This window comes from Bacillus alveayuensis, from assembly GCA_030812955.1.
Taxonomy (GTDB): Bacteria; Bacillota; Bacilli; order Bacillales; family Aeribacillaceae; genus Bacillus_CB; species Bacillus_CB alveayuensis.
Map to the genome: position 1 here is coordinate 1 of JAUSTR010000011.1, position 21,355 is coordinate 21,355.

Genomic DNA, 21,355 nt, shown 5'->3' on the forward strand with positions numbered 1-21,355 from the left:
TGTCTATGACCATTATACAAGATTTGGGGAGGTGCTTCTTTTTTAATTTCTTGAACTCGTTGGAGGACAAGGGCTAAGAATTATGAAATTCATTCATATAAAAACATGATTCTAATGAGGGGTTTCGTCATAAATTATTTTTTTAAACCTAATGATATGTTTGCAAAATGGTCGCACCCCCTCCCAATCTTTAGGAAGGGGAGCGTTGAAGCTTTAATGGACTGGCAAAACCGTAACGGTTTTAATCGTAGTAAAGAATTCCTTTGCTGCCTGACCTTGTTCTCTAGAGTTTGAGCTTGATTCTTTCATTCCGCCAAACGGAGCTTGTGGTTCTGCACCGCCTGTTTCACCATTAATTTGGATGAGCCCTGCTTCGATATCATCAACAAATTGGAATGTTCTTCCAAGATTGTTTGTAAATAGGGATGCACTCAATCCGTAAACGGTGTCATTTGCTTTTTCAATAGCTTCCTCGTAATTTTTAACCTTAATTAAACAAAGGACAGGACCAAAAATTTCTTCACGAGCGATTGTCATATCATGCGCTACATTTTCAAAAATGGTTGGTTCAATAAAATATCCTTTCTCTAACCCTTGATCTTTTGACACTCCACCGCCAACTAGCAAGGAAGCACCTTCTTCCTTTCCTTTTTCAATATAACCGATGACTGTATCAAACTGCTTTTTAGAAGCGACAGGTCCCATTTGCGCATTTGGATCCAAACCATTTCCGATTTTTAAAGAACGAACTTTTTCAAGAAGAAGCTCTTTAAACGTGTCGTACACTTGTTCATGAACATACACTCTGCTTGTTGCTGTACATCTTTGACCTGTTTGTTTCATGGCACCGGCTACTGTTAAATTGGCAGCTAGCTCGAGATCAGCATCCTCTAGAACAATAGCTGGATTTTTTCCACCGAGCTCTAATTGATATTTTTTCCCTTTTAATGCTGCTTTTGCCGCAATTTGTCTCCCAACAGCATTTGAACCTGTAAAGGTAATCGCATGTACATCTTCGTGTTCAACTAGCGCATTTCCTGCCACAGCACCATCTCCATTGACTAAGTTTAATACACCTTGAGGAAGGCCAGCCTCCGCAAAGATTTCGACGATTTTGGCCGCCGTGACCCCTGTCTCAGCTGCCGGTTTGAATACAACGGTATTTCCATAAACTAAAGCTGGAGCCATTTTCCATATCGGAATGGCAACTGGGAAATTCCATGGAGTAATGACCCCTACTACTCCAAGAGGAACTCGTTTTGTAAATAGAAACTTTTCGTCACTCGCTGATGGAAGCACCTCTCCGTTTGTGCGCATTCCTTCTTGGGCATAATAGCGAAGAATAGCTACACCTCTTAATACTTCCCCTTTCATTTCTGCAAGCACTTTTCCCATTTCTTTTGTTGCGATTTCTGCGATTTCATCTGCTCTTTGTTCTAATAGCGCTGCAGCCTTTTCTAAAAATAAGCCGCGATTGACTGCAGACATTTTTGACCAATTTATAAAGGCGGATTTTGCAGCTTGAACTGCTAAATCAACATCCTCCTGATTGGAATGTTGAATCACGCCAACAACCTCATCCCAATTCGCTGGATTGATGCTTTCGATCACTTCACCGCTTTTAGCTTGAATCCATTCGCCGTTTATATAATTCAAAAATTGCTCACTCAACTAGTTCTCCTCCCTATTCATCTGCTGCTTGTTGTTCTAGGTATTGAGTAGTACTTAAAGAATGATTTTTTGCAAACTTTAGCAAGAAGAAAGCTCCAAGAATCCACCATCCACCAAAAATAATCCATTCATATGGCCAGACAAGTGCAGAAGGCATTCCAGGCAAGTATAAAATAGCTAATCCAATGCTTAGCAAAATAGCTAACCAGCCGATCGTTGTACCTTTTCCTGCTCTAAATGGCCGCTCCATATTTGGTTCTTTTTTGCGCAACACGAGGAAGGCAACCGCTACTAATGCATACGTAATAACAATACTTAAGCCCCCGGCATCTACTAGCCATACGAGCATTGATCTACCGAACAATGGAGCAATCATCGACAAGAAACCGATAAAAAGAATAGCGTTTGCTGGAGTTTTATATTTCGGATGTAATTTACCAAGCCAAGCTGGCAGCATTCCTGAATTTGACATAACATAAAGAACACGGCTTCCTCCAATTAAAAATGAGTTCCAACTAGTCAGAATTCCACCAATTCCGGCAATTATCAGAATTTTACTTGCAAATGAACTGTTAAAAATAGCTCCCATTGCATCAGCTGTTGCTAAAGACGATTCTTCAAGCTGCTGTGCACCTAACGATTGTCCGACAGCAAAAATCATACCAATATACCAAACGACCGCCATGATAACGGAAAGTATAAGAACTTTGCCAATTTTTCTATGCGGCAAATCAATCTCTTCTGCAGCTTGCGGAATCACGTCAAAACCGACAAACATAAACGGCGTCATAATTAAAACCATTAAAATGCCGCTCCAGCCATCTTTAAAAAGTGGAGCTGGATCAGAAGGCGCCTCTGTAACGACAGAGCCAGATAAAATCGAAAGACCAACAAGTACTAGTAAAACAGTAACAATAAATTGGAAGGTTGCAGCGGTTTTGATACCAAACATATTTAAAAGTGTTAAAATGATAGCGCCTACAACGCCTAATGCCATCCAAGAAAAGTACACATCATAACCAGCAACTGTCCACATAAAACCAACTTTGTAATCTGGGAATAAATACTCAACAACCGTAGGCAAAGCAACTGCCTCAAAGGCAACAACCGAAATATATCCAAGTGCAATTGACCAAGAGGCGACAAAAGCCCATTTCTCGCCCATTGCCCGTTCAACAAAAACATGCTCACCGCCAACTTTTGGCATAGCAGTCGTTAATTCTGAGTACACAAGGCCAATAAATACAACTGCTATACCGCCTAACATAAAGGCAACGATTGCGCCAAGGGTGCCCGCTGTCGACACCCAAGAGCCAGATAGGACAACCCATCCCCAGCCAATCATCGCTCCGAAAGCAAGAGCTAAAATATCAAACTGCGAAAGTACTTTGTCAAATTTCTCGTGATTTTTTTTCATCAAATCGCCTCCTGGTATTATTTTTTCGAAACTTTTTCAATAGCATTTTTCAAAATGTTCAGTCCAGCTTCCAGTTCATCATCTTGAATGACAAGCGGAGGTAGGAAGCGTAGAACATTGCTGTAAATACCTGCACTTAAGGCAATTAGTCCGTTTTTGTTACATTGCGCTACAATTTGTGCTACCTCTTCTTTTGCTGGCTCTTTCGTATTTTTATCTTTAACAAGCTCAATCGCCTGCATTGCACCTAAACCGCGCACATCCCCAACGAATGGATTTGTTTCTTTAAGTTCTTGTAAGAAATCATTTATTCGTTTCCCGATGGCGTTCGCACGATCGACTAGCTGTTCTTCTTTAATCACATCAATAACCGCTAAGCCTGCTTGACATGCAATTGGGCTGCCACCAAAAGTTCCACCTAATTGCCCTGGATCGGAAGCATCCATAACCTCAGCACGTCCCGTAACGGCACTCAACGGCATACCTGCTGCAATCGATTTAGACATTGTCATTAAGTCTGGAGTAACATCAAAATGCTCAATCGCAAACCATTTTCCTGTTCTAGCAAATCCAGTTTGAATTTCATCTGCAATGAATAAAATATCGTTTTCTTCACAAATCTCTTTTAACCCTTTCACAAATGTTTTCGATGGAACGACAAATCCGCCTTCCCCTTGTACTGGTTCAAGAATTACTGCACCAACTTCATCAGCTGCCGCTGTATTCAAGAAGAAATCGCGAATTTCTTGAAGTAATCTTTCATCAACTTGTTCCGTCGTCATTCCTTGTGGAGCACGATAGTAATATGGATAAGGCAATTTGTAAATAGACGGAGCAAATGGGCCAAATCCATGTTTATAAGGCTTCACTTTGCTTGTTAACGTCATGGTTAACAACGTACGGCCGTGATAGCCTCGTTCAAAAGATAGAATTCCAGCCTTTTTCGTATATTTCCGTGCAATTTTCACAGCATTTTCGACCGCTTCTGCCCCACTGTTTGCAAACATTGTTTTTTTCGTAAACTCACCAGGTGTTAGCTTATTTAACTGTTCAGCCAGCTTGACATAAGATTCATATGGAGCAACGTGGAAACATGGATGAATTAGCTTTTCTGCTTGCTCTTTAATCGCTTGTACAACTTTCGGATGACAATGTCCAACATTTTGTACACCTATTCCGCCAGCAAAGTCAATATACTCATTGCCGTCAACATCTTTAATAATGGCACCTTTACCAGACTCTGCGTAAATAGATGTAATATTGTAAGGGCCGCGTGGTACTGCTTCACTGCGTCTTTTATGCAATGCTTGCGATTTTTCATTTACTTCTGTTTGTTTAATGATTGCCATGATTCTTTCCCCCTGCTAAAAATGAATATTTTTTCATTTTTCGAACAATTGTTGATTGATTGACTTCTAACACTTCCGCACATTTATAAGTGTTTTTATACGTTTCATAAGCCATTGAAATTAACTGTTTTTCAACCTCTTCGACCGCTTGCTTTAATGGATATATGTTTTTAACAAGCAAACCGGTACTTGAATGTTTAGGTTCTATAAGATGTTCAGGAAGATCCGAAACCGTTATGGATTTTCCTTCACTTGTAACAAATAAACGTTCCATTAAGTTTTCTAATTCCCGTACATTACCTGGCCAGCTATATTGAAGCAATGTTTGGTAGACTTCTCCATCTATTTTTTTATTTAAATCGTATTTAGCATTTAGCCGTTCTAATAAATAATCAGCTAAGACAGGAATATCTTCCTTCCGATGGCGAAGGGGCGGGATTGAAATTGGAATGACATTTAAACGGTAATAAAAATCTTCACGAAATTTCTTTTCTTTCACAAGCTTTGTTAAGTCTTGGTTTGTTGCGGCGATAATTCTCGTATCAACTTGGACTAAATCGCCCCCACCAACACGTCTAAATGTTTTATCCTGTAAAAATTGAAGCAGTTTTACTTGTACATGCAATGGGAGCTCACCAATTTCATCGAGGAAAAGAGTGCCGCCCTCTGCTAGCTCTATAACTCCTTTTTTCCCTTGCTTTTGCGCACCAGTAAAAGCGCCGCCTTCATAGCCGAAAAGCTCTGATTCTATTAAATTATCAGGTATTGCCCCGCAATTAACTTCAATGATTTTATGTTGTTTACGGCTGCTTTGTTCATGAATGTATCTCGCCATCATTCCTTTTCCGACGCCAGTCTCTCCAACAATGAGAACGGTCGAATCCACTTGGGCGACTTTTTTAGCCAATTCATATACTTGCTTCATCGAATTAGATTTATAAACAATTTCTTTTTTGTCTAAAACAATCTGTTTTAAATGCTTTAGCTCCCGTTTATATTGATCGAGCAAAGCTTCCGTTTCATGAAGGCGATTTTCTAACGCTTCTATTTCAGAAACTTCCCGTGAATTGAAAACGATGCGGTATAGATTTCCTTCGTCGTCAAAAATCGGATTTCCGATAACATAAAGCTTTTTCCCCGTGCATGTTACTTGAATACACGATACTTTCTCTTTTTTCTCTAACACTTTAGGAGTAAGTGATGGTTTAAAAATACCTTTTTCCTCAAGCTCTATCGTATTTTTTCCGATTAATTCTTCCGCATCTACCCCGTATAGCTCTTTACATCTTGAACTAATTTTTGTAATAGTCCCTGTTTGATCGGTGACTAAAATTTCATCAAACGATCCGTGAATAATTTTTTCAAGCTCCATAAATTCTGGATCATGACTAATTGAAAGCAAGGTTTGCTTGCGATCATTTTCGTAAAAGTGTTTAAAATGAAACCGGATCGCACCTGTTCGAAATGCCAGCTGATCTTGTTTTAATACCTCATGAAAAGCGTTTTTGATGCGATCAGAAAATTGTTCAATTTTCAAAAGAGGTTCGTCCATGCTAAGAAGTGTCAGTGCTGAGCGGTTATAGCAAAGCACTTCTCCTTTATCATTAAATAACACCATTCCAATCGGTGAATGATCAATCATTGACTTGAGTGTTTCCGTCATGCTACACACACCTTTACAATGTAAATTCAATCCCCTCCCTTCTGTTGCAAAAAACATTATGCAAATTTCGTGCCAAAACATAAACCCTCTATTTTGAAGGCTTCGTACTTGTACTTAAAAACTTATAATGCATTGTTGCATTTTTTATTGCATTTAATTAAACAACAAAACAGAAGAAAGGGAATTTTCAGTTAATTCTATTTTACATGATAAAAATGCGAATTTGCATTAAAATTTTTAAATTTCGCTCTTTTTCTTCATGCATGGGTTTGGAGTGAAAGCTCATGGTCGTTTCTAAAAGATTGCTTGCTATACTATATCTTTTCGACTGTTAAGCAAGAGTATCGCTTGCTTTGTCACTCTATAGCGTGACGTGAACCGACCAAAAGTCGATGATCGGACAAATGTAATTTGTCCGACTACGTTCTTTGTTCGTTCATGGACAGTCGAAAAGCAACAAAGTTTACGAAAACAGCCTTTTCTTTTTGCGATTTCATCTCTCGGTTTTGCACTTTAATCTCTCGGTTTTGCGCTTCAATCTCTCGGTTTCGCGCTTCAATCTCTCGGTTTCAGCACTTATTCTTTCGGTTTTGCGCTTTAATCTCTCGGTTTCAGCACTTATTCTCTCGGTTTCGCGCTTTAATCTCTCGGTTCCGCGCTTTAATCTCTCGGTTCCGCACTTTAATCTCTCGGTTTTGCACTTTAATCTCTCGGTTCCGCACTTTAATCTCTCGGTTTCGCGCTTTAATCTCTCGGTTTTAATTCATTGCAGGCTATTAGAGGAATATACAGTCTAGTTCAAAATGACAACAAAAAAAATGATGATAAGGATCATCAAAGTGGTGAGTCTTTAATTTTCATTGGCAGCAGGATCCTAACCATTGGTTCCGTCATTTCTTTGATCGGACAAACAATAGAGGAGAGTCAGGAAATGTAGCATCATTCTCGATTTATTCATCGATCTTGTTTTAGAAGATTCATCCATGACAAAGTAAACAAAACGCCAGCTAACATCATAAACTTGGCGATATACCCAATATGTATGAAGTTTACCATATAAATAAAGGATAAAATTTTATACCTTACCTTTTACGATTTTCATGAGATGTTCGGCTGATTCTGTCACACCAGACATAGCTTTCCCTATTTCCTTAATCGTTGCGACGAGCTCATCCATTTGATCTTTAACAAGATGATTCTTCTTCACACTTTCATCAATGGAACGAGAGATTTTAAGAAATGCTTCATTAGCTAGATGAGAAGATTCATTTCCGATGTGGACTGACTCATTTACTTTTTTCAATGTTTCTAATACATGTTGAATATATTCATTCGATGTTTGTACTAATTCTTGGATTTTTCCAACGGAGCTTTTTGTTTTTTCGGATAGCTTCCGAACTTCACCAGAAACAACCGCAAAACCTTTGCCATGCTCACCAGCTCTTGCTGCTTCAATCGCTGAATTTAAAGCTAATAAATTCGTTTGATCAGCAATATCATTAACTAATTTCACTACTGCAGTTATTTGAGATGAAGCATCCGTCAGCTTTTGTACCGAACGATTCATGTTCTCAATACTGTTTGCGATCACTTTTATATTTTGAACAAGCTCGTTAATTTTATTTTGCCCCTCTTCTGTAAAAGATTGAGTAGCCTTGGAATTTTCATTGCTCTCATGCACCATCTGATTCACTGTATCACTATTCTTAATTAATATTTCTACAGATGAATGCGTCTGTTCAGAAAGAGCCACTAAATCTTGACTAGTTGCTAAAACTTTTTTCTCTATGCCGTTTTTGGCTTTCTCATACTGCTCTTCTGTTATCCTTAAATTTTCACTTTCATACGCTTCGAGAACAAGTTGTTTTTCTAAACATAATAGCTTTGTGATAGCCATAATAAATAATGACGCTTCTTCTCTTATTGTCATTTCATTTGAGATAATTTGAATGAGGGAATTTTGCAGGTTTTGAAAAGAGCACATGTACCAAGCTGGTTTTAAGCCTATACGATAATGGGTCTTTGCAACGATTAGTCTTTTCTCGACAAAACGGTTGTCGATTTGTCCATTAAATAGCTCAATTAAATGAATCTTTAATGTTCTCCTTAACCGATCCACACTGCTATGCTTTTCAATAATGTCTTTGAGCTCTCTTATTTCTAAAATCGTTTGATAAAAATCATCTACTAGTTTTTCAATATTTTCCTCTATTAGGGGTTGAATACATTTAGCTCTTTGTAAATCTTGCTCAGTAAAATGAATCATTTTCATTTTCGATAAAAGTTCCGGATCATCAACAGTCATTCGGACATCCATTTGCTCTACTTTTTTCGACCATGATTTTTCTTCTTTTTTAGTTAGCCAAAGGAAAGACATATATAGCCTCCTCTTATCCATTGATTTTCTTAAATTTCTTTAAAGGCATCATGATTTAGATCATCTATAATTATTTTATACTGTTTTTTGATAATTTTCTAAATATTTCTTGGATGTTCATAAAATGTTTCCTTTTTTCATTTAACAAATAAAGGAAAGGTATCAGCATAAAAAAATAGCAAACTAACACTAAAAACTTATTAGTATTAGTTTGCTATAAATGATTACAAAGTTAATATCTGCTATACGATTTCCTTATACCTTAAATCTTTGAATTAACTTATTGAGATTCGATGCTTCATCATTTAAGTATTTTGCGCTTTTTGCCACTTCTTCCATCGATGCGTTTGATTGTTCGATTGTGGCGGAAACTTCCTCTATACCAGCTGCAGATTCTTCAGATACTGATGCGACGCTTTCAATAGATTCACTCATTTGCTTTGTATCATTAAGAACGTCATGAATTGATTTGGACATATCGGTAATTTTATTCGATACATCATTAATCGTTTCTTTTAACTTGTTAAATACTTCCCCCGTTTTAGAAATAGTGGATGTTCCTTCCATTACAATTTGATAACCATCTTCTAATGAACCAACTACTTTCTTAGATTCACTTTGAATACCTTGAATAATAGACGTAATTTCGGCAACAGATGTAGCTACTTGCTCCGCAAGCTTACGAACTTCATCTGCGACAACTGCAAAACCTTTTCCATGTTCACCTGCTCTTGCCGCTTCAATCGCCGCATTTAGAGCTAATAGATTCGTTTGATCAGAAACTTCTTGGATGAAACTAATTAATTTTGCAATATCTCTCGTTTGAACATCTAATCCTTTAACCATTTCAAGTGATGCTTGTATTTTCCCATGAATAGATTCCATTTTATCTATGGATTCTACCATCGCTTGATTACCTTCTTCTGTGAGAGACAGCATGGAGTCAGAATAATTCTTCACTTCATCTTGGCTTTCTGATACGTTTTTTACGATGGATACGAATTCATTCATTTGTTCTGAAAGATTCGTTGACGAATTCGCTTGTTCTTCTGCACCACTAGCTAATTCTTGCATTGTCGAAGCAATTTGCTGACCACCTTGTTGGACTTCTGAAGCATGTTGTGCTAAACTTTTACCCTGATTTCCTACATTGTTTGCTGCAATTCCAACTTGAGTAATGATTCCTTGTATGTTTGCTTTCATTTTATTGATCGAATCGATTAATTGGCCAATTTCATCCTTACCATCATATGCGACTTCCTGAAATTGAAGATTTCCATCAGCAATTTGATTCGCTATGTTAACGACTGTGTTTAAATGACGTTTGATCATTCGTGTGATAAAGTACATAATCGCCACACTTAAACCAATTGATACTATAATAGAAATGACTATGGTGGAGAGACTTTTTTTAATAGAATTAAAAGCATGATTGATTGCTAAATTATGTTCTTTCTTCACCGTGTCTGACAATTGACTAAGTAGTTCAACTGTTTCACTACGCAGTTCCCTAATTTGCTGCCTAGCTTGACTGACTTCAGAATTTCTCCCTTTTTCCACAGCTGGAACAATTTCATTTAAAAATAACTGATCAATTTCTTTTCTATTTTTTTCTATTTTTTCTAATAAATCTTTCTGTTCATTCGTATCTAGTCTTGGTTCTACTACTTTTTTGATATCTTCATATTTACGAATACGATCTTTAAATTCTAAAATATATTGTTCATCCTTTGTATATATATAGTCAGCAATACGAATATCTGCCGCTCGATATAAAGAAGCCATATCGTTTATAAAAAGAGCTCTCTCTCCACGACGATCAATTTCCCCAATATTTTCACTTATTTTATAAAACTGGACACCTAACACGATCGCTGATAAAATAAATAACCCCATAGTTACGAATAAAGCGATTGAATATTTCCAGCCAATACTTATATTTCGAAAAAATCGCATCATGCTCATTCTCCTTTTTATAAAAGCTGAGAGATGAACGTCTTTAAAAATCTTTACTTTCATTTACAATTACTCCTCAATGTTTTTTCTTTCAAACCATTATGATTTTATTATTCTACCTAATAAGCAGAACATTATTCAAACCGTATTCCTCCTTCCTATATGTATCGCCCTATTATCTGTTAACAGGCCAAAAACAACTGGATTAAATGATGAAAAAAATAACTCTTCAGACGTGTTGATTAACCAATGATAACCAGTTGAGATGGCTCTATTTCTAGCTTTTCTGCCAGAGTCGGCAAGCGAATCGCTTGCCGACTGGGCATGCTATACGCATGCCCTTCTCGAACAAGAACATCAGCGGCCAAATGAATTTGCCCGCTGGCGTTCTTGTTCGAGGGATGTGGCAGAAAAGCTTGTGTTCAGCCATACGATTCTGTATTTTTAAGTAAAACAATGGATAATCAACAGTTCTGAAGTTCTGAACTCTTTATGATTTTTATCGGAAGTATTATGCATTTTTTTATGTTTAATCGGATATGAATACGTTTTCTTTCGACAAATCATGGTCAATATTTGAATCTTTCATAATTAGGAGCAACTTGATGGACTTGAGCGAGGCACACAGTATGGGAGGGACCTGTATCTACTAGTACATATTAATTTTTAATAATTTTCCGTGAAAGGTAACAAATGAGTCACAGTAATCATAAAAAGACACCTAAGATGTGCGCCGATCCCCGATCATGGAACGAAAAAATAAAAAGAGAGTAGCTTTCAACTACTCTCTCATTCTGATACACTGTTTTTAAATTTTATTTTTACTTTAAAATTTTATTAATTGTATTTGTATGCAAACCATCAGCTTTATACCCTTCTAAAACATCTTTTACTACTTCAGCCGTTAATTCTGGAACACCCTTGATCTCCGCAAGCTTTTTTCGAAATTCCTTTTTAGTTGGCTTCAATTTATTCATGAATATCTCCATGAAATATCGATCAAGTTCAGATATTTCTTTTTCTGTAAAACCATATTTCAAAAGAACTAAATCTCTAGTTTTAAATTCTGGAGCTAAATGTTCATGTAAGGATACAACAGCATTCTTTAATAACATTAATTGTGTTTCCAATTCTTCATTGTTCAAAAAAACACCCCCTAATAATTTGAAATTATAAAACCCATTTCGCTACATACACAACCTAATACGCAATACTTCTTGCAGAACTATTCTTAATTCCAGTACCCATTAAAGCAGGCGCTAAATGTCCTTCAACAGTACCCCACGCTAATGATTCGTACTTTAAAAGTTTATTTAAAATTGGCTCAATATATTTATTCCATCTTACCTCGCTTTCGGCCTTTGCGGCGATTGTAATCCCTCGCTTTGCCGGTAAAGGGCGAGGACCTCTTCCAGCTCTTTTCCTGCTAGATCACTCGGAAATAGCGTATATTCCAGTACCGCGAGCGCCATTTTCCCAAACGACGGAAAGACTTGCGTAAACTCTGGAAAATACCGATCGAGCCAGCGAATCATCTGATTTCGAACTGCTCCCTGTTCTTCCACCAATTTGGAGCGAAATGTCGCTCCAACGCGCAGCTCCACCTCCATCCCTTTCAGAATACGCGGATAGCTGAATCGGCCGTCTTTCACTAACGGGCAATGACGAGCGCGTCTTTCGCATCATGCTTGGTTGGAAGGTTATCGTCCAGCTCTTTGGATCGCTTCACGTGCATCGGGTTTGTCATGACGAGAGGGATGCCTTTCTCATCAAGAAAATAGGCGAGATTCAGCCAATAATGTCCCGTTGGCTCGATGCCAACGATCACCTCGGTTTTCCCGAATTCCTTCATCGCTTCCACGATGCACTGGTACAACCATTCCAATCCTTCTTTCGATTGCAGAACGGGAAACGGCTTTTTTAACACCCTCCCTCGCTCATCCACAAAGCAGGCATAATGTTTTTTCTTTGCGATATCCATGCCAACCACCAGTGTTTGATCGGTGACTTGATTAATCTTCTTGTTTGAGATAGAATTCATGTATAGTCCTCCTTGGTATCCAAATTAGGGGTCAATTCGTGCGATTGACACCCCCGAATCATACCAAGAGGGCTTTTTTTATTCAAGTCCCCGAAAAAACTTCTAACAGGAATGCTCCTTTTCTTTTTGGATATGATGCTGCTGCTAACTCTTGAAAATTATTAGCTTTAAAATTATAAGATGATGAATTTTTATCAGGGTGAACTAGTTCTGGGTCAGATTCGATCTCTTTCTCCACTCTTTCAAAAGTTTCTAACTGTTGTTGGACTATGTCCTCAGAAGAAGTAGAATTTGCATGAGATACAGCTGGCAAAATTACCGATAACATGCATAAGGACAAGACTGTACTCAATACTTTTCCAATTTTCCCTTTATTAAGAATTCTCCTCCTCTGTTAATAGGAAAAAATTCCTTTTCATTTTCATTATATTTTAAACTCAACTTTTTTCAACTTTAATTTGGTAAATTAGTAAAATATTTCTGGTAAATAGAATAATAGATGAACATAGAAAATGGAGATCCTTTTTGCAGATAAAGTTAGCCAAAAACAACACCGGCACTTATTAAGACAGAAAGCCAGGTGTGCTTTTCCTATAATCCCGTCTACCGCTAACATACAAAAACATTGAAATTTCATAACGGTAGCTCTAACTCTACTTCCATAAAAAAGTTGCCCACAAATACTTGACTCAAACTTTTTCATTTGAAAATAAGGGATGAACGGAGTATTTATAGTATGATAGAGAAAAAGGGGGGAAGAAATGCATGGGAAATTTACATGGGAAGCGGATCGCCATCACAGGCTCTAGAAAGAGCGAGGAAATTTCCACGTTAATTCGCAAAAAAGGAGGGGAGCCTGTTATTCGAGCCATTCAAGAAACAATAAAATGCTCTCCTTCGGAATTGTAGGCTGATCTTCTATGCATTGTTGAAAAAGGGACTGACTGGGCTGTGTTTACGACAGGAATAGGGACGAACGCTCTGTTGGAAGCGGCAGAAAAGATCGGCATTTTGGATTCATTTATAAACGTTTTAAAAGAAGCAAAAATAGCTGCCCGCGGCTATAAAACGATAGCGGCTCTTAAACAAATCAGCATTCAGCCGGATGCTTGTGATGATGACGGAACAAATGACGGGCTGCTTCGGGCTATTGAAGGATTTTCTTTTAAAGACAAGCATGTTTTTTTACAATTGCATGGAGAACCGGTGCCAAAGCTTTCAGAATGGTTTGAAAAGCACGGAGCGATTTTGCATGAAATTTTGCCATACCGCTCCATTGTACCTAATCCTGAGACCGTCGAGCAGCTGTTGGATGAAATAATCGAGAATAAGCTGAATGCTGTTGCGTTTACAGCTGCCCCGCAAGTAAGAGTGCTTTTCAAATTTGCTGAAAAAAAAGGAGCAACATCCGACCTTATTGAAGCGTTTCAACAAAATGTTGTGGCAGCAGCCGTCGGCAAAGTAACTGCTGGAGAATTGAAGGATTATGGGGTGCAGCGCATCGTGGCTCCAGAGCTGGAACGGATGGGGGCGATGATTGTCGCTTTGGATGAGTATTTCCAATGATGTTGTCGTCAAAAAATTTAATGGCTGATTCTGTGTAAAAAAACAGGTGGAGCGTGACAGCTTCGAGGCTCTGAATCACTTCCACCTGGGTTTGAATCTTTCACCTAAAAATCAGTATGTATGGCAGATTTATTTTATGAAAAACAAATACTGTAAATTTTGTACAATATAATTCGGATAAATTTTGTTTTTTTCAATATCCTCCTTGCTGGAGGCTCCGGTCAACACAAGGCATGTGCGACAATTATTTATTTTTCCAAGCAAAATATCGGTTTCTAAACGATCTCCAATGATTAAGCACCTGTTGCTGTTTATGTTTAATTTTTCAAGAACTTTTTTGCCGTAAAAAGAGGAAGGCTTCCCGATCACCTGATCGATCGGCCGTCCTGATGCAGCTTCTATTGCTTTCGCTATTGCCAGTGTATCTGAAATATACCCTTCAGGAACTGGACAAAGCGAATCCGGATTGGCTGCAATTAATTTGGCTCCATTACGAACCGCGTTCATTGCCAAATTGAGTTTTTCGTAAGTAAAGCAGCGATCAAGTCCGACAAGTACGTGGGTCGCGTCCATAGGATTGTCGGTCATTTTTAGGGAAAATTTGTGGAATTCTTCCAAAATCGCATTTTCACCTACAATATAGACTAGAGAGTCCGGAGATTTCTCTAAAAAATATACAGCTGACAAATAAGAAGCTGTCATGATTTCGTCCAGTTTCGCTTGAATTCCTAAATGATGAAGCCGCTCTCTGCATTCTTCTCTTGTTTGTGTCGATGTATTTGTGATAAAAAGAATTTTTTTGTTATGGCGCCTTAATCGGTCGATCGTTTCTTTTACACCGGGCAAAAGTTTATTGCCAATATATATAGTTCCATCTAAATCAAAACAATATGCATCAAAATCGTCAATGTGTAACAATACAATACTCCACCTTTATTCTGTTGAAAGTTCTTTTAGAAGAATTTCTTTGCCTTCGTGTAACTTTTCTAACGGTGTTCCGGGTGCATATTCCAGGATGAGCTGACAATCGATTGATTGTTCATGAATCGTTTTAAAGATTTCTTGCCATGGGACGGTTCCTTCACCGATTGGCAAGTGATCGTCTCCTGTTCCGTTATTATCATGAACATGGAGGGCAATCAGTCGATCCTTTGTCTGTTTCATTATTTGCGGAATATCCCAACCGTTTAAATTTGCGTGGCCAATGTCAAGTAAATATCCTGCCGTGTCATGAATATTTTCTAAAAAGCTTATAAACTCATCTTGCGTAAAAATCGAACTGCCGTTGTATCCGACGTTTTCGATTGCCAGTTTGACGTTCAAAGGTTTAGCAAATTCACATAATTGATTGATATAATCTTCAGCTCGCTGCTTTGCTAAATGTTTGTCAAAAACCGGAGAAAAACAGAACCCAGGATGGATCACAACATGCGAAGCCTGAATCATGCCGGCAAACTCAATCGCTTTTTTGTATTCTAAAAATGAAGCTTCCCGAATCGCTTTATTTTCACTAGTTAAGTTAATATCCCATGCTGGCGGATGAATTGTGTAGCCGATGGGCAATTCTTTTAGTTTGGAAGACAATTTTTTGAATGATTTTTCCATGTCATCCCATTTTTCGCCATCCATTAATAGTTCAACTTTATCAGCTCCATATTCAATTAAGTCATGGACATTTTTTAAAGGATCTTTTGTTATAAGTGGCAAATCAGAATAACAGATTTTTCTTTTCATAAACAACCACCTCATGAAAGATATGTTTCCACATTGATTTTGTGATTCATCGGACTGCTTTCATTCAGATCCAGCTCTTGCGGATAGCCTATTGATTGTGTGGATTCTTGATCAAAAATATGAATACGATCCATTTTTGGTTTTAAATAGACCATTTCCCCCGGATGCCAATTCTTTTTTTCACTCATCGCTATCACTTCATGACCTTCTAAATTTATATAAATACTGTAGCTGCTTCCTTGGTTTTCCACGTATTTCACTGTGCCTTTTAATGTGTTTTCTTGGGGAGTTTTATAAATTTCTAGATGTTCAGGTCGAATTCCAAAAACAAACGTTTTGGCATTGCTTTCATTTATTTGTCGGATCCACATCGGATGCAATAAAAATGATTGTTTCCCGATCACAACCTTGCCATCATAATAATCCATATCAACAATATTCGTTGGAGGCGAGCCGATAAATTTTGCCGTAAAGATGTTTGCAGGGCGGTTATATACATTTTCCGGCGTATCTACCATTTGCAATTGCCCTTGATTCATTAACGCAATACGATCCCCTATAGTCATTGCTTCAATTTGATCATGTGTAACATAAACGATTGTTTGCTTATACATTTCATGGATTTTCACTAGTTCCTTGCGCGCAGATACTCTTAGCTGCGCATCTAAATTTGATAATGGTTCATCAAGCAGAAAGAAATCAGATTTTTTTACAACGGCTCTTGCTAAAGCGACACGCTGCCTTTGCCCGCCGGATAAATCTTTCGGCAATCTGTTTTCATATCCCTTCAGCTGGAGCATTTCTAACACAGCATTTAATCTTTTTTGAATTTCGTCTTTATGAACCTTCTGAACTTTTAAACCGTACGTAATATTTTCAACGACATTCATATGAGGATATAATGCATAATTTTGAAATACCATCGCTACATTTCTTTTTCCGCTTGGAATGTCATTCGCCTTTACGCCATTCAAATATAAGTCGCCCGAAGTAATTTCTTCAAGGCCTGCAATCATGCGTAAAGTTGTCGATTTGCCGCATCCGGATGGACCTAGAAGAACTAAACGTTCTCCAGGATGAATGGTAAGATTGAGCCCTTTTACAACATGTGTTTTTCCATAGGATTTCCAAACGTTTTCAAATCTTATTTCCTTCATTGTGCCATCCTCCGTTATTTAATTCCAGAAGAAGTAAATGTTCCGATAATATACTTCTGGAAAATTAAATATAAAGTTAAAGGTATTATCATTGTGATGACTGATACGGCCATGGCGACAGTAAAATTCGTGCCGCCTTCTGAGCTAATGTACATCTGTAAAGCAAGAGGCAATGTATAATTTTCCTTGCTTTTTAAAATGAGCACCGGCCATACGTATTCGTTCCAGGTAGTAATGAAAAACCAGATGCCTGTTGATGTGACAGCCGGCCTAACTAATGGGAGAACGATATCTTTCATAATCCGGGCGTGTCCAATATGATCTAATTTGGCTGCTTCAATTAACGAGATGGGGATTGTTTTCATCGACTGCCTCATTAGAAAGATACCAAGCGCATTGGCAAGCTGCGGCAAAATAACACCCCAAACGCTGTTGACTAAACCGATACCCGATATGATCAAATAGTTTGGAATCATTGTTACGGTAAAAGGGATAAAAATTGTACTAATTAACATAAAATATAAAATGTTTTTCCCTTTAAACTGCAAAAATACGAAAGCATACGCTGCTAAAAATGAAGTAATCAGTTTGAAAATTGTCGCAACAGAGGCAATAATGAACGTATTCATCGTAATTTTGAAAGCAGGTAAACTATTAAAGAATGTGATATAGTTTTCGAATGTCGGATTTAACGGAATGATATTTAAAACATTGTTGTAAGCATCTTCCAATGTTTTAAACGATGAACCTAATGCAAAAACGATAGGATATAAAAGAATAATGATTGTAATGATAAAAATAATGTGCCAAGGTATCGCAACAGATCGTTTAATTTTCATAATAGATACCTCTTTCAACAAACTTAAATTCAAGAACTAATAATATGATAAAGATTAACATCGTCATAATTGATAAAGCTGCAGAGTGTCCTGTTCTGTAAAGTACGAAGGCTTCGTGATAGGCGTGATAGATCGCATTGGAGCTGGCGTAATTTGGACCGCCTTGTGTTATCACTTTTATAGGCGTGAATACATACTGCAGTCCTTGGACGATTGTAATAATAAACACATAAATGCCAGTAGCGCTGCTCATAGGCAAGACGATATGAAAGAATATTTTCCATAAAGGAACATTATCCAAACGGGCTGCTTCTATTATTTCGCGTGAAATACCGTTGATAGAAGCATAAAGGACGATAAAGTTATAGCCAAATACTTTCCAGGATGTAATCAAACTTAAAACCAATATGACCCAACCGTCTAATTTACTCCAAATCGGCATTTCAATGCCGAACCATCCTAAAATAATGGCAACAGGTCCGGAAACTGGATTTAAAGTCCACGTAAACAATATCGAACCGACGACCAATGAGATGAATGCTGGCAGAAACAAGGTGCTTTTATAAAAACCATTAAATCGTTTTAAAATTAAATCTAAAACGAAAGCAAAAAGATACGGTATGATACAGTTTATAACTAATAAGAAAGCAATATATATAAATGTATTTCCCAATATTTTATATGTATTTCGATCTGATAAAACATCAATGTAGTTTTTCAATCCTACAAATTCTTTTGTCGGAGTAATCATGTTCCAGTCAAAAAAGCTTAAATAAATCGTGTATAAAAATGGCCAGAACATGAATATCGAAAATATAATTAGAGTTGGAATCAATAAGCAATACGCTTTCCAACTCTCTTTATTTTTTAAAGCCGTCCCATCACTCATATTTTTATTAACCCTCCGCACTGATATTGAAAATAAAAGTTAAAAGGAGGGTGACTAAAGGAAGTTTTTTTGAAAAATTGTTATAAATGTTAGTCACCCTTTGTAGACATTTCCTTTTACTTTAATAATTCGTTGATGGATTTTTCCGTTGATTTTAAGCCTTCTTCTACTGATACTTTTCCTGTAAGAATTTCGTCGCGTACATCTATTAATAATTGCTCTGCTTGTAAACCGGCGTCTCCAGGGAATGATGCCCAAGGAACAATCTTGTCCATTTGTTCTATGGCAGGCTTCATCATTTCATTTTCTTCTAAAAATGATTTAAGTCCATTTTCTGCTTCTGCAACATCTTTACGTGGGGGCACATAACCTGTTCCTTCTGTCCATTTAGCCATTGATTCAACGCTATAAAGAAATTTCATGAATTCCCATGCTGCTTTTTGCTGGTCTTCATCTTTTGCTGTAATAGCCAGCATTGCGCCACCTGCCGGCAGTTTCACTTCTTTTCCTTCCCATGCTGGTGATTTGATTGCCGCTACGTCAAATTTGGCATTCGCTTGGATATGCGAACGTTGGGCAATCGTTGTATAGACCATGGCGACATTGCCATCGATAAAGCTTTGTACACCTTGATCCCAAGGCAAATGCAAGGCTGTTTTATCTTTTAGCACCATATCAGCCCATAGTTGATAAGCTTCAATTCCTTCTTTTGAAGCAAATGTTGCTTTTCCATCCGTAATCATTTGGGCTCCGTTACTTTCTAATAAAGCTTGTGTAGCCCAGTTATCTGCCGGTTCCTGTAAATAAAATCCATATTTTCCCGTTTTCTCTTTTATTATTTTGGAAAATTCTCTTACCTCTTCCCATGTTTTCGGCCCATTTTCATCTAATCCAGCTTTTCGTAAAAGATCTCGATTAATATAGAGGACTGGATTGCTGAGAGAATATGGAATCCCGACTTGTTCGCCATCCGAATTTTTCGCTAAATCTAAAACATTTTTTAAGAAATGATCTTTTAAAAATGTTTTATCTTCTGGAAAATATTTATCTATTATTTCTTGCGGCGGAACATAATGAAAATTATTTGAGAAGTAGTCTAAAAATGCCCATCCTACTTGTACAACCGCTGGAGAATTGCCCGCAGCTACTTCAGCCTGCAAATTTTGCATCAACCCTTTATACATGTCCGGGTTGTATTTGGCTACGACTTCTACTGTATCACTTTGCGCATTAAATTCTTTTACTAATTCTTCTACTGTTTTTCCGCCTTGAGTTTCAGCATTTACGTGCCAGTATTCGATAACCGTTTTTTTGTTGCCGTCTTCTGATTTAGCAGGAGAGTCATTGGCTGATTGCTTGCTCGTGTTGTTACAAGCTGCTAACATAAATACTAATGTAAATGCGCAAATTAATTTTACAAATGATTTCATTATATTCCTCCTCACCAAATTGTTTGAGCTTAATTTATGAAAGGGAGCTTCAAACTGTCGTGACATTTCGGCTATTTAGAAATTCTTTATAGGGATCATTTAAAAAATCGTGTTGCCATGTTCTGACTATCACCATCGATGTTCGAGCAAGCGGCTTCTACAAGCTGTCTTCAATTACAGAATAAAGCTATTTTTCATAGTTACAGCGCCAATGACAGGTTGGCAGATCGTTTGCCATTATTGTTTTAGGCGTAAATGCTTCTTATCTCCCGAACTGACAAAACTATTAAATGACGGCAAAATCACCTCCAATTGCTTGCATAACAAAAAAGAGACTCCAAATATAATGTATATATCTATTCCATATACATTAAATTTGAGGTCTCTCTATTTGCACCAGTAATTATTCACTTGTTACTTTTAATATAGATGATAATTGTTAATCTAGTATAAATCATATGTAAATTCTCTTTTAAAATTTAATTTAAATCCATTTCCCACAATTTTGAGTTGGACGTCGTTACAGCGAGCGCGCCATTATTTATCGCTTCCTTAGCATGTTCAGGCAAAGTCAACAGCCCTCCTGTTATAACGGGAACTTGCGAAACCTTTGTGAACTTCTTTAAAAAATCCGGAGCACGGCACGGCATAATTTCTATCATATCTGAGCGGATTTGACCCGCATCCTTCACTAAATTATGATAAACTTCCGTGTCAATTAAAAAGATTCGCTGAATAACAAATAAACCGCTCGATTTTGCCCTTTTTATAGTGCCGTTCCTCGTTGTAACGATCGCCGTTGGCTGAACATTCTTTTTTACAAAGTCAATTCCATCGCCATCCATTTCCAGACCGCCTATTTTTTCAACATGCAATATGACGGGAAGCCCTTCAGACTGGATGAAATCAACATATCTTTTTACCGTTAAAATGGTTCCAGTCATTAATAAGACAGCACTTAAATGTTCTTTATTCTTGATCGCCTTCTCAATATATTTCGGCTCTTTAATTGCTGCTACCATTTTATGTTTTTTTAATCTTTCCAACAAAATGGTTCCTGCATTGCTTTTTGTCACAGCTAAATATCCTTTCTTTCAAAATTCCGAATCTGCTCTCAATATTTAACAAAGTATAATTTGAAGTACTTTTCCATATTTTTTGTATGAAAGCAGTTCAAATGACAAACGATTGTTATACTTTGTGAATTATTTCTTGCGGAAACTTCTTGTCGGGCAGAAGCTTGCTTCTTGGATGGGGGCAGAGGAT

The 21,355-nt window shown here is 37.4% G+C and carries 16 protein-coding genes and 1 pseudogene; 2 read left to right on the forward strand and 15 right to left on the reverse strand.

The window, feature by feature from the left end; translation table 11 throughout:
- Positions 1-213: 213 nt before the first annotated feature.
- From gucD to J2S06_RS11275, 8 genes and pseudogenes are all read right to left on the reverse strand, one after another.
- Positions 214-1,671 (reverse strand): alpha-ketoglutaric semialdehyde dehydrogenase GucD, encoded by a 1,458-nt coding sequence (gucD, locus tag J2S06_RS11230; RefSeq protein WP_419152343.1) that lies wholly within the window; start codon positions 1,669-1,671, stop codon positions 214-216.
- Between the two features lie 13 nt (positions 1,672-1,684).
- Positions 1,685-3,088 (reverse strand): APC family permease, encoded by a 1,404-nt coding sequence (locus J2S06_RS11235; RefSeq protein WP_419152344.1) that lies wholly within the window; start codon positions 3,086-3,088, stop codon positions 1,685-1,687.
- Positions 3,089-3,105: 17 nt separating this feature from the next.
- Positions 3,106-4,437 carry a 4-aminobutyrate--2-oxoglutarate transaminase gene (gene gabT / locus J2S06_RS11240; protein WP_419152345.1) on the reverse strand — a complete coding sequence of 444 codons (1,332 nt, stop codon included), beginning with the start codon at positions 4,435-4,437 and terminating at the stop codon, positions 3,106-3,108.
- Positions 4,424-6,100 (reverse strand): sigma-54 interaction domain-containing protein, encoded by a 1,677-nt coding sequence (locus J2S06_RS11245; protein WP_419152346.1) that lies wholly within the window; start codon positions 6,098-6,100, stop codon positions 4,424-4,426. Before J2S06_RS11245 ends, gabT begins: the two co-directional genes overlap by 14 nt.
- A 1,075-nt stretch (positions 6,101-7,175) precedes the next feature.
- A complete protein-coding gene (locus tag J2S06_RS16120; protein ID WP_459077051.1) occupies positions 7,176-8,477 on the reverse strand; it encodes a protoglobin domain-containing protein in 1,302 nt (433 codons plus the stop codon).
- A gap of 255 nt (positions 8,478-8,732) precedes the next feature.
- Positions 8,733-10,436: a methyl-accepting chemotaxis protein gene (locus tag J2S06_RS16125; protein WP_459077052.1), complete on the reverse strand. Its 1,704-nt coding sequence runs from the start codon at positions 10,434-10,436 to the stop codon at positions 8,733-8,735.
- A gap of 818 nt (positions 10,437-11,254) precedes the next feature.
- The gene (locus J2S06_RS11270) at positions 11,255-11,578 is read right to left on the reverse strand and encodes a hypothetical protein (RefSeq protein ID WP_419152347.1); all 324 of its coding nucleotides are present in this window, start codon (positions 11,576-11,578) and stop codon (positions 11,255-11,257) included.
- Positions 11,579-11,779: 201 nt separating this feature from the next.
- Positions 11,780-12,474, reverse strand: a pseudogene (locus J2S06_RS11275) (IS110 family transposase); the annotation flags it as partial.
- A gap of 765 nt (positions 12,475-13,239) precedes the next feature.
- Between J2S06_RS11275 and J2S06_RS11280 the strand changes: the two are divergent.
- A complete protein-coding gene (locus J2S06_RS11280; RefSeq protein WP_419152348.1) occupies positions 13,240-13,383 on the forward strand; it encodes a hypothetical protein in 144 nt (47 codons plus the stop codon).
- Positions 13,384-13,398: 15 nt separating this feature from the next.
- Complete coding sequence (locus J2S06_RS11285) at positions 13,399-14,040, forward strand: uroporphyrinogen-III synthase (RefSeq protein ID WP_419152390.1); 642 nt, start codon at positions 13,399-13,401, stop codon at positions 14,038-14,040.
- A gap of 129 nt (positions 14,041-14,169) precedes the next feature.
- Here the strand turns inward: J2S06_RS11285 and J2S06_RS11290 are convergent, their stop codons facing one another.
- The 7 genes from J2S06_RS11290 to J2S06_RS11320 form a co-directional block, all read right to left on the reverse strand.
- Positions 14,170-14,958 (reverse strand): HAD-IIA family hydrolase, encoded by a 789-nt coding sequence (locus J2S06_RS11290; protein WP_419152349.1) that lies wholly within the window; start codon positions 14,956-14,958, stop codon positions 14,170-14,172.
- 15 nt (positions 14,959-14,973) lie between these two features.
- Positions 14,974-15,774: a sugar phosphate isomerase/epimerase family protein gene (locus J2S06_RS11295; protein WP_419152350.1), complete on the reverse strand. Its 801-nt coding sequence runs from the start codon at positions 15,772-15,774 to the stop codon at positions 14,974-14,976.
- Positions 15,775-15,785: 11 nt separating this feature from the next.
- Complete coding sequence (locus tag J2S06_RS11300; RefSeq protein WP_003252241.1) at positions 15,786-16,931, reverse strand: ABC transporter ATP-binding protein; 1,146 nt, start codon at positions 16,929-16,931, stop codon at positions 15,786-15,788.
- Positions 16,932-16,945: 14 nt separating this feature from the next.
- Positions 16,946-17,770, reverse strand: coding sequence for a carbohydrate ABC transporter permease (locus J2S06_RS11305; protein WP_419152351.1), 825 nt, complete (start codon positions 17,768-17,770; stop codon positions 16,946-16,948).
- Positions 17,760-18,659: a carbohydrate ABC transporter permease gene (locus J2S06_RS11310; RefSeq protein WP_419152352.1), complete on the reverse strand. Its 900-nt coding sequence runs from the start codon at positions 18,657-18,659 to the stop codon at positions 17,760-17,762. Before J2S06_RS11310 ends, J2S06_RS11305 begins: the two co-directional genes overlap by 11 nt.
- A 116-nt stretch (positions 18,660-18,775) precedes the next feature.
- On the reverse strand, positions 18,776-20,089 hold the full coding sequence (locus tag J2S06_RS11315; RefSeq protein ID WP_419152353.1) for an ABC transporter substrate-binding protein: 1,314 nt from the start codon (positions 20,087-20,089) through the stop codon (positions 18,776-18,778).
- Positions 20,090-20,568: 479 nt separating this feature from the next.
- Entirely contained in the window at positions 20,569-21,165 is a 597-nt protein-coding gene (locus J2S06_RS11320) for a glycerol-3-phosphate responsive antiterminator (protein ID WP_419152354.1), read from the reverse strand.
- Between the last annotated feature and the right edge of the window lie 190 nt (positions 21,166-21,355).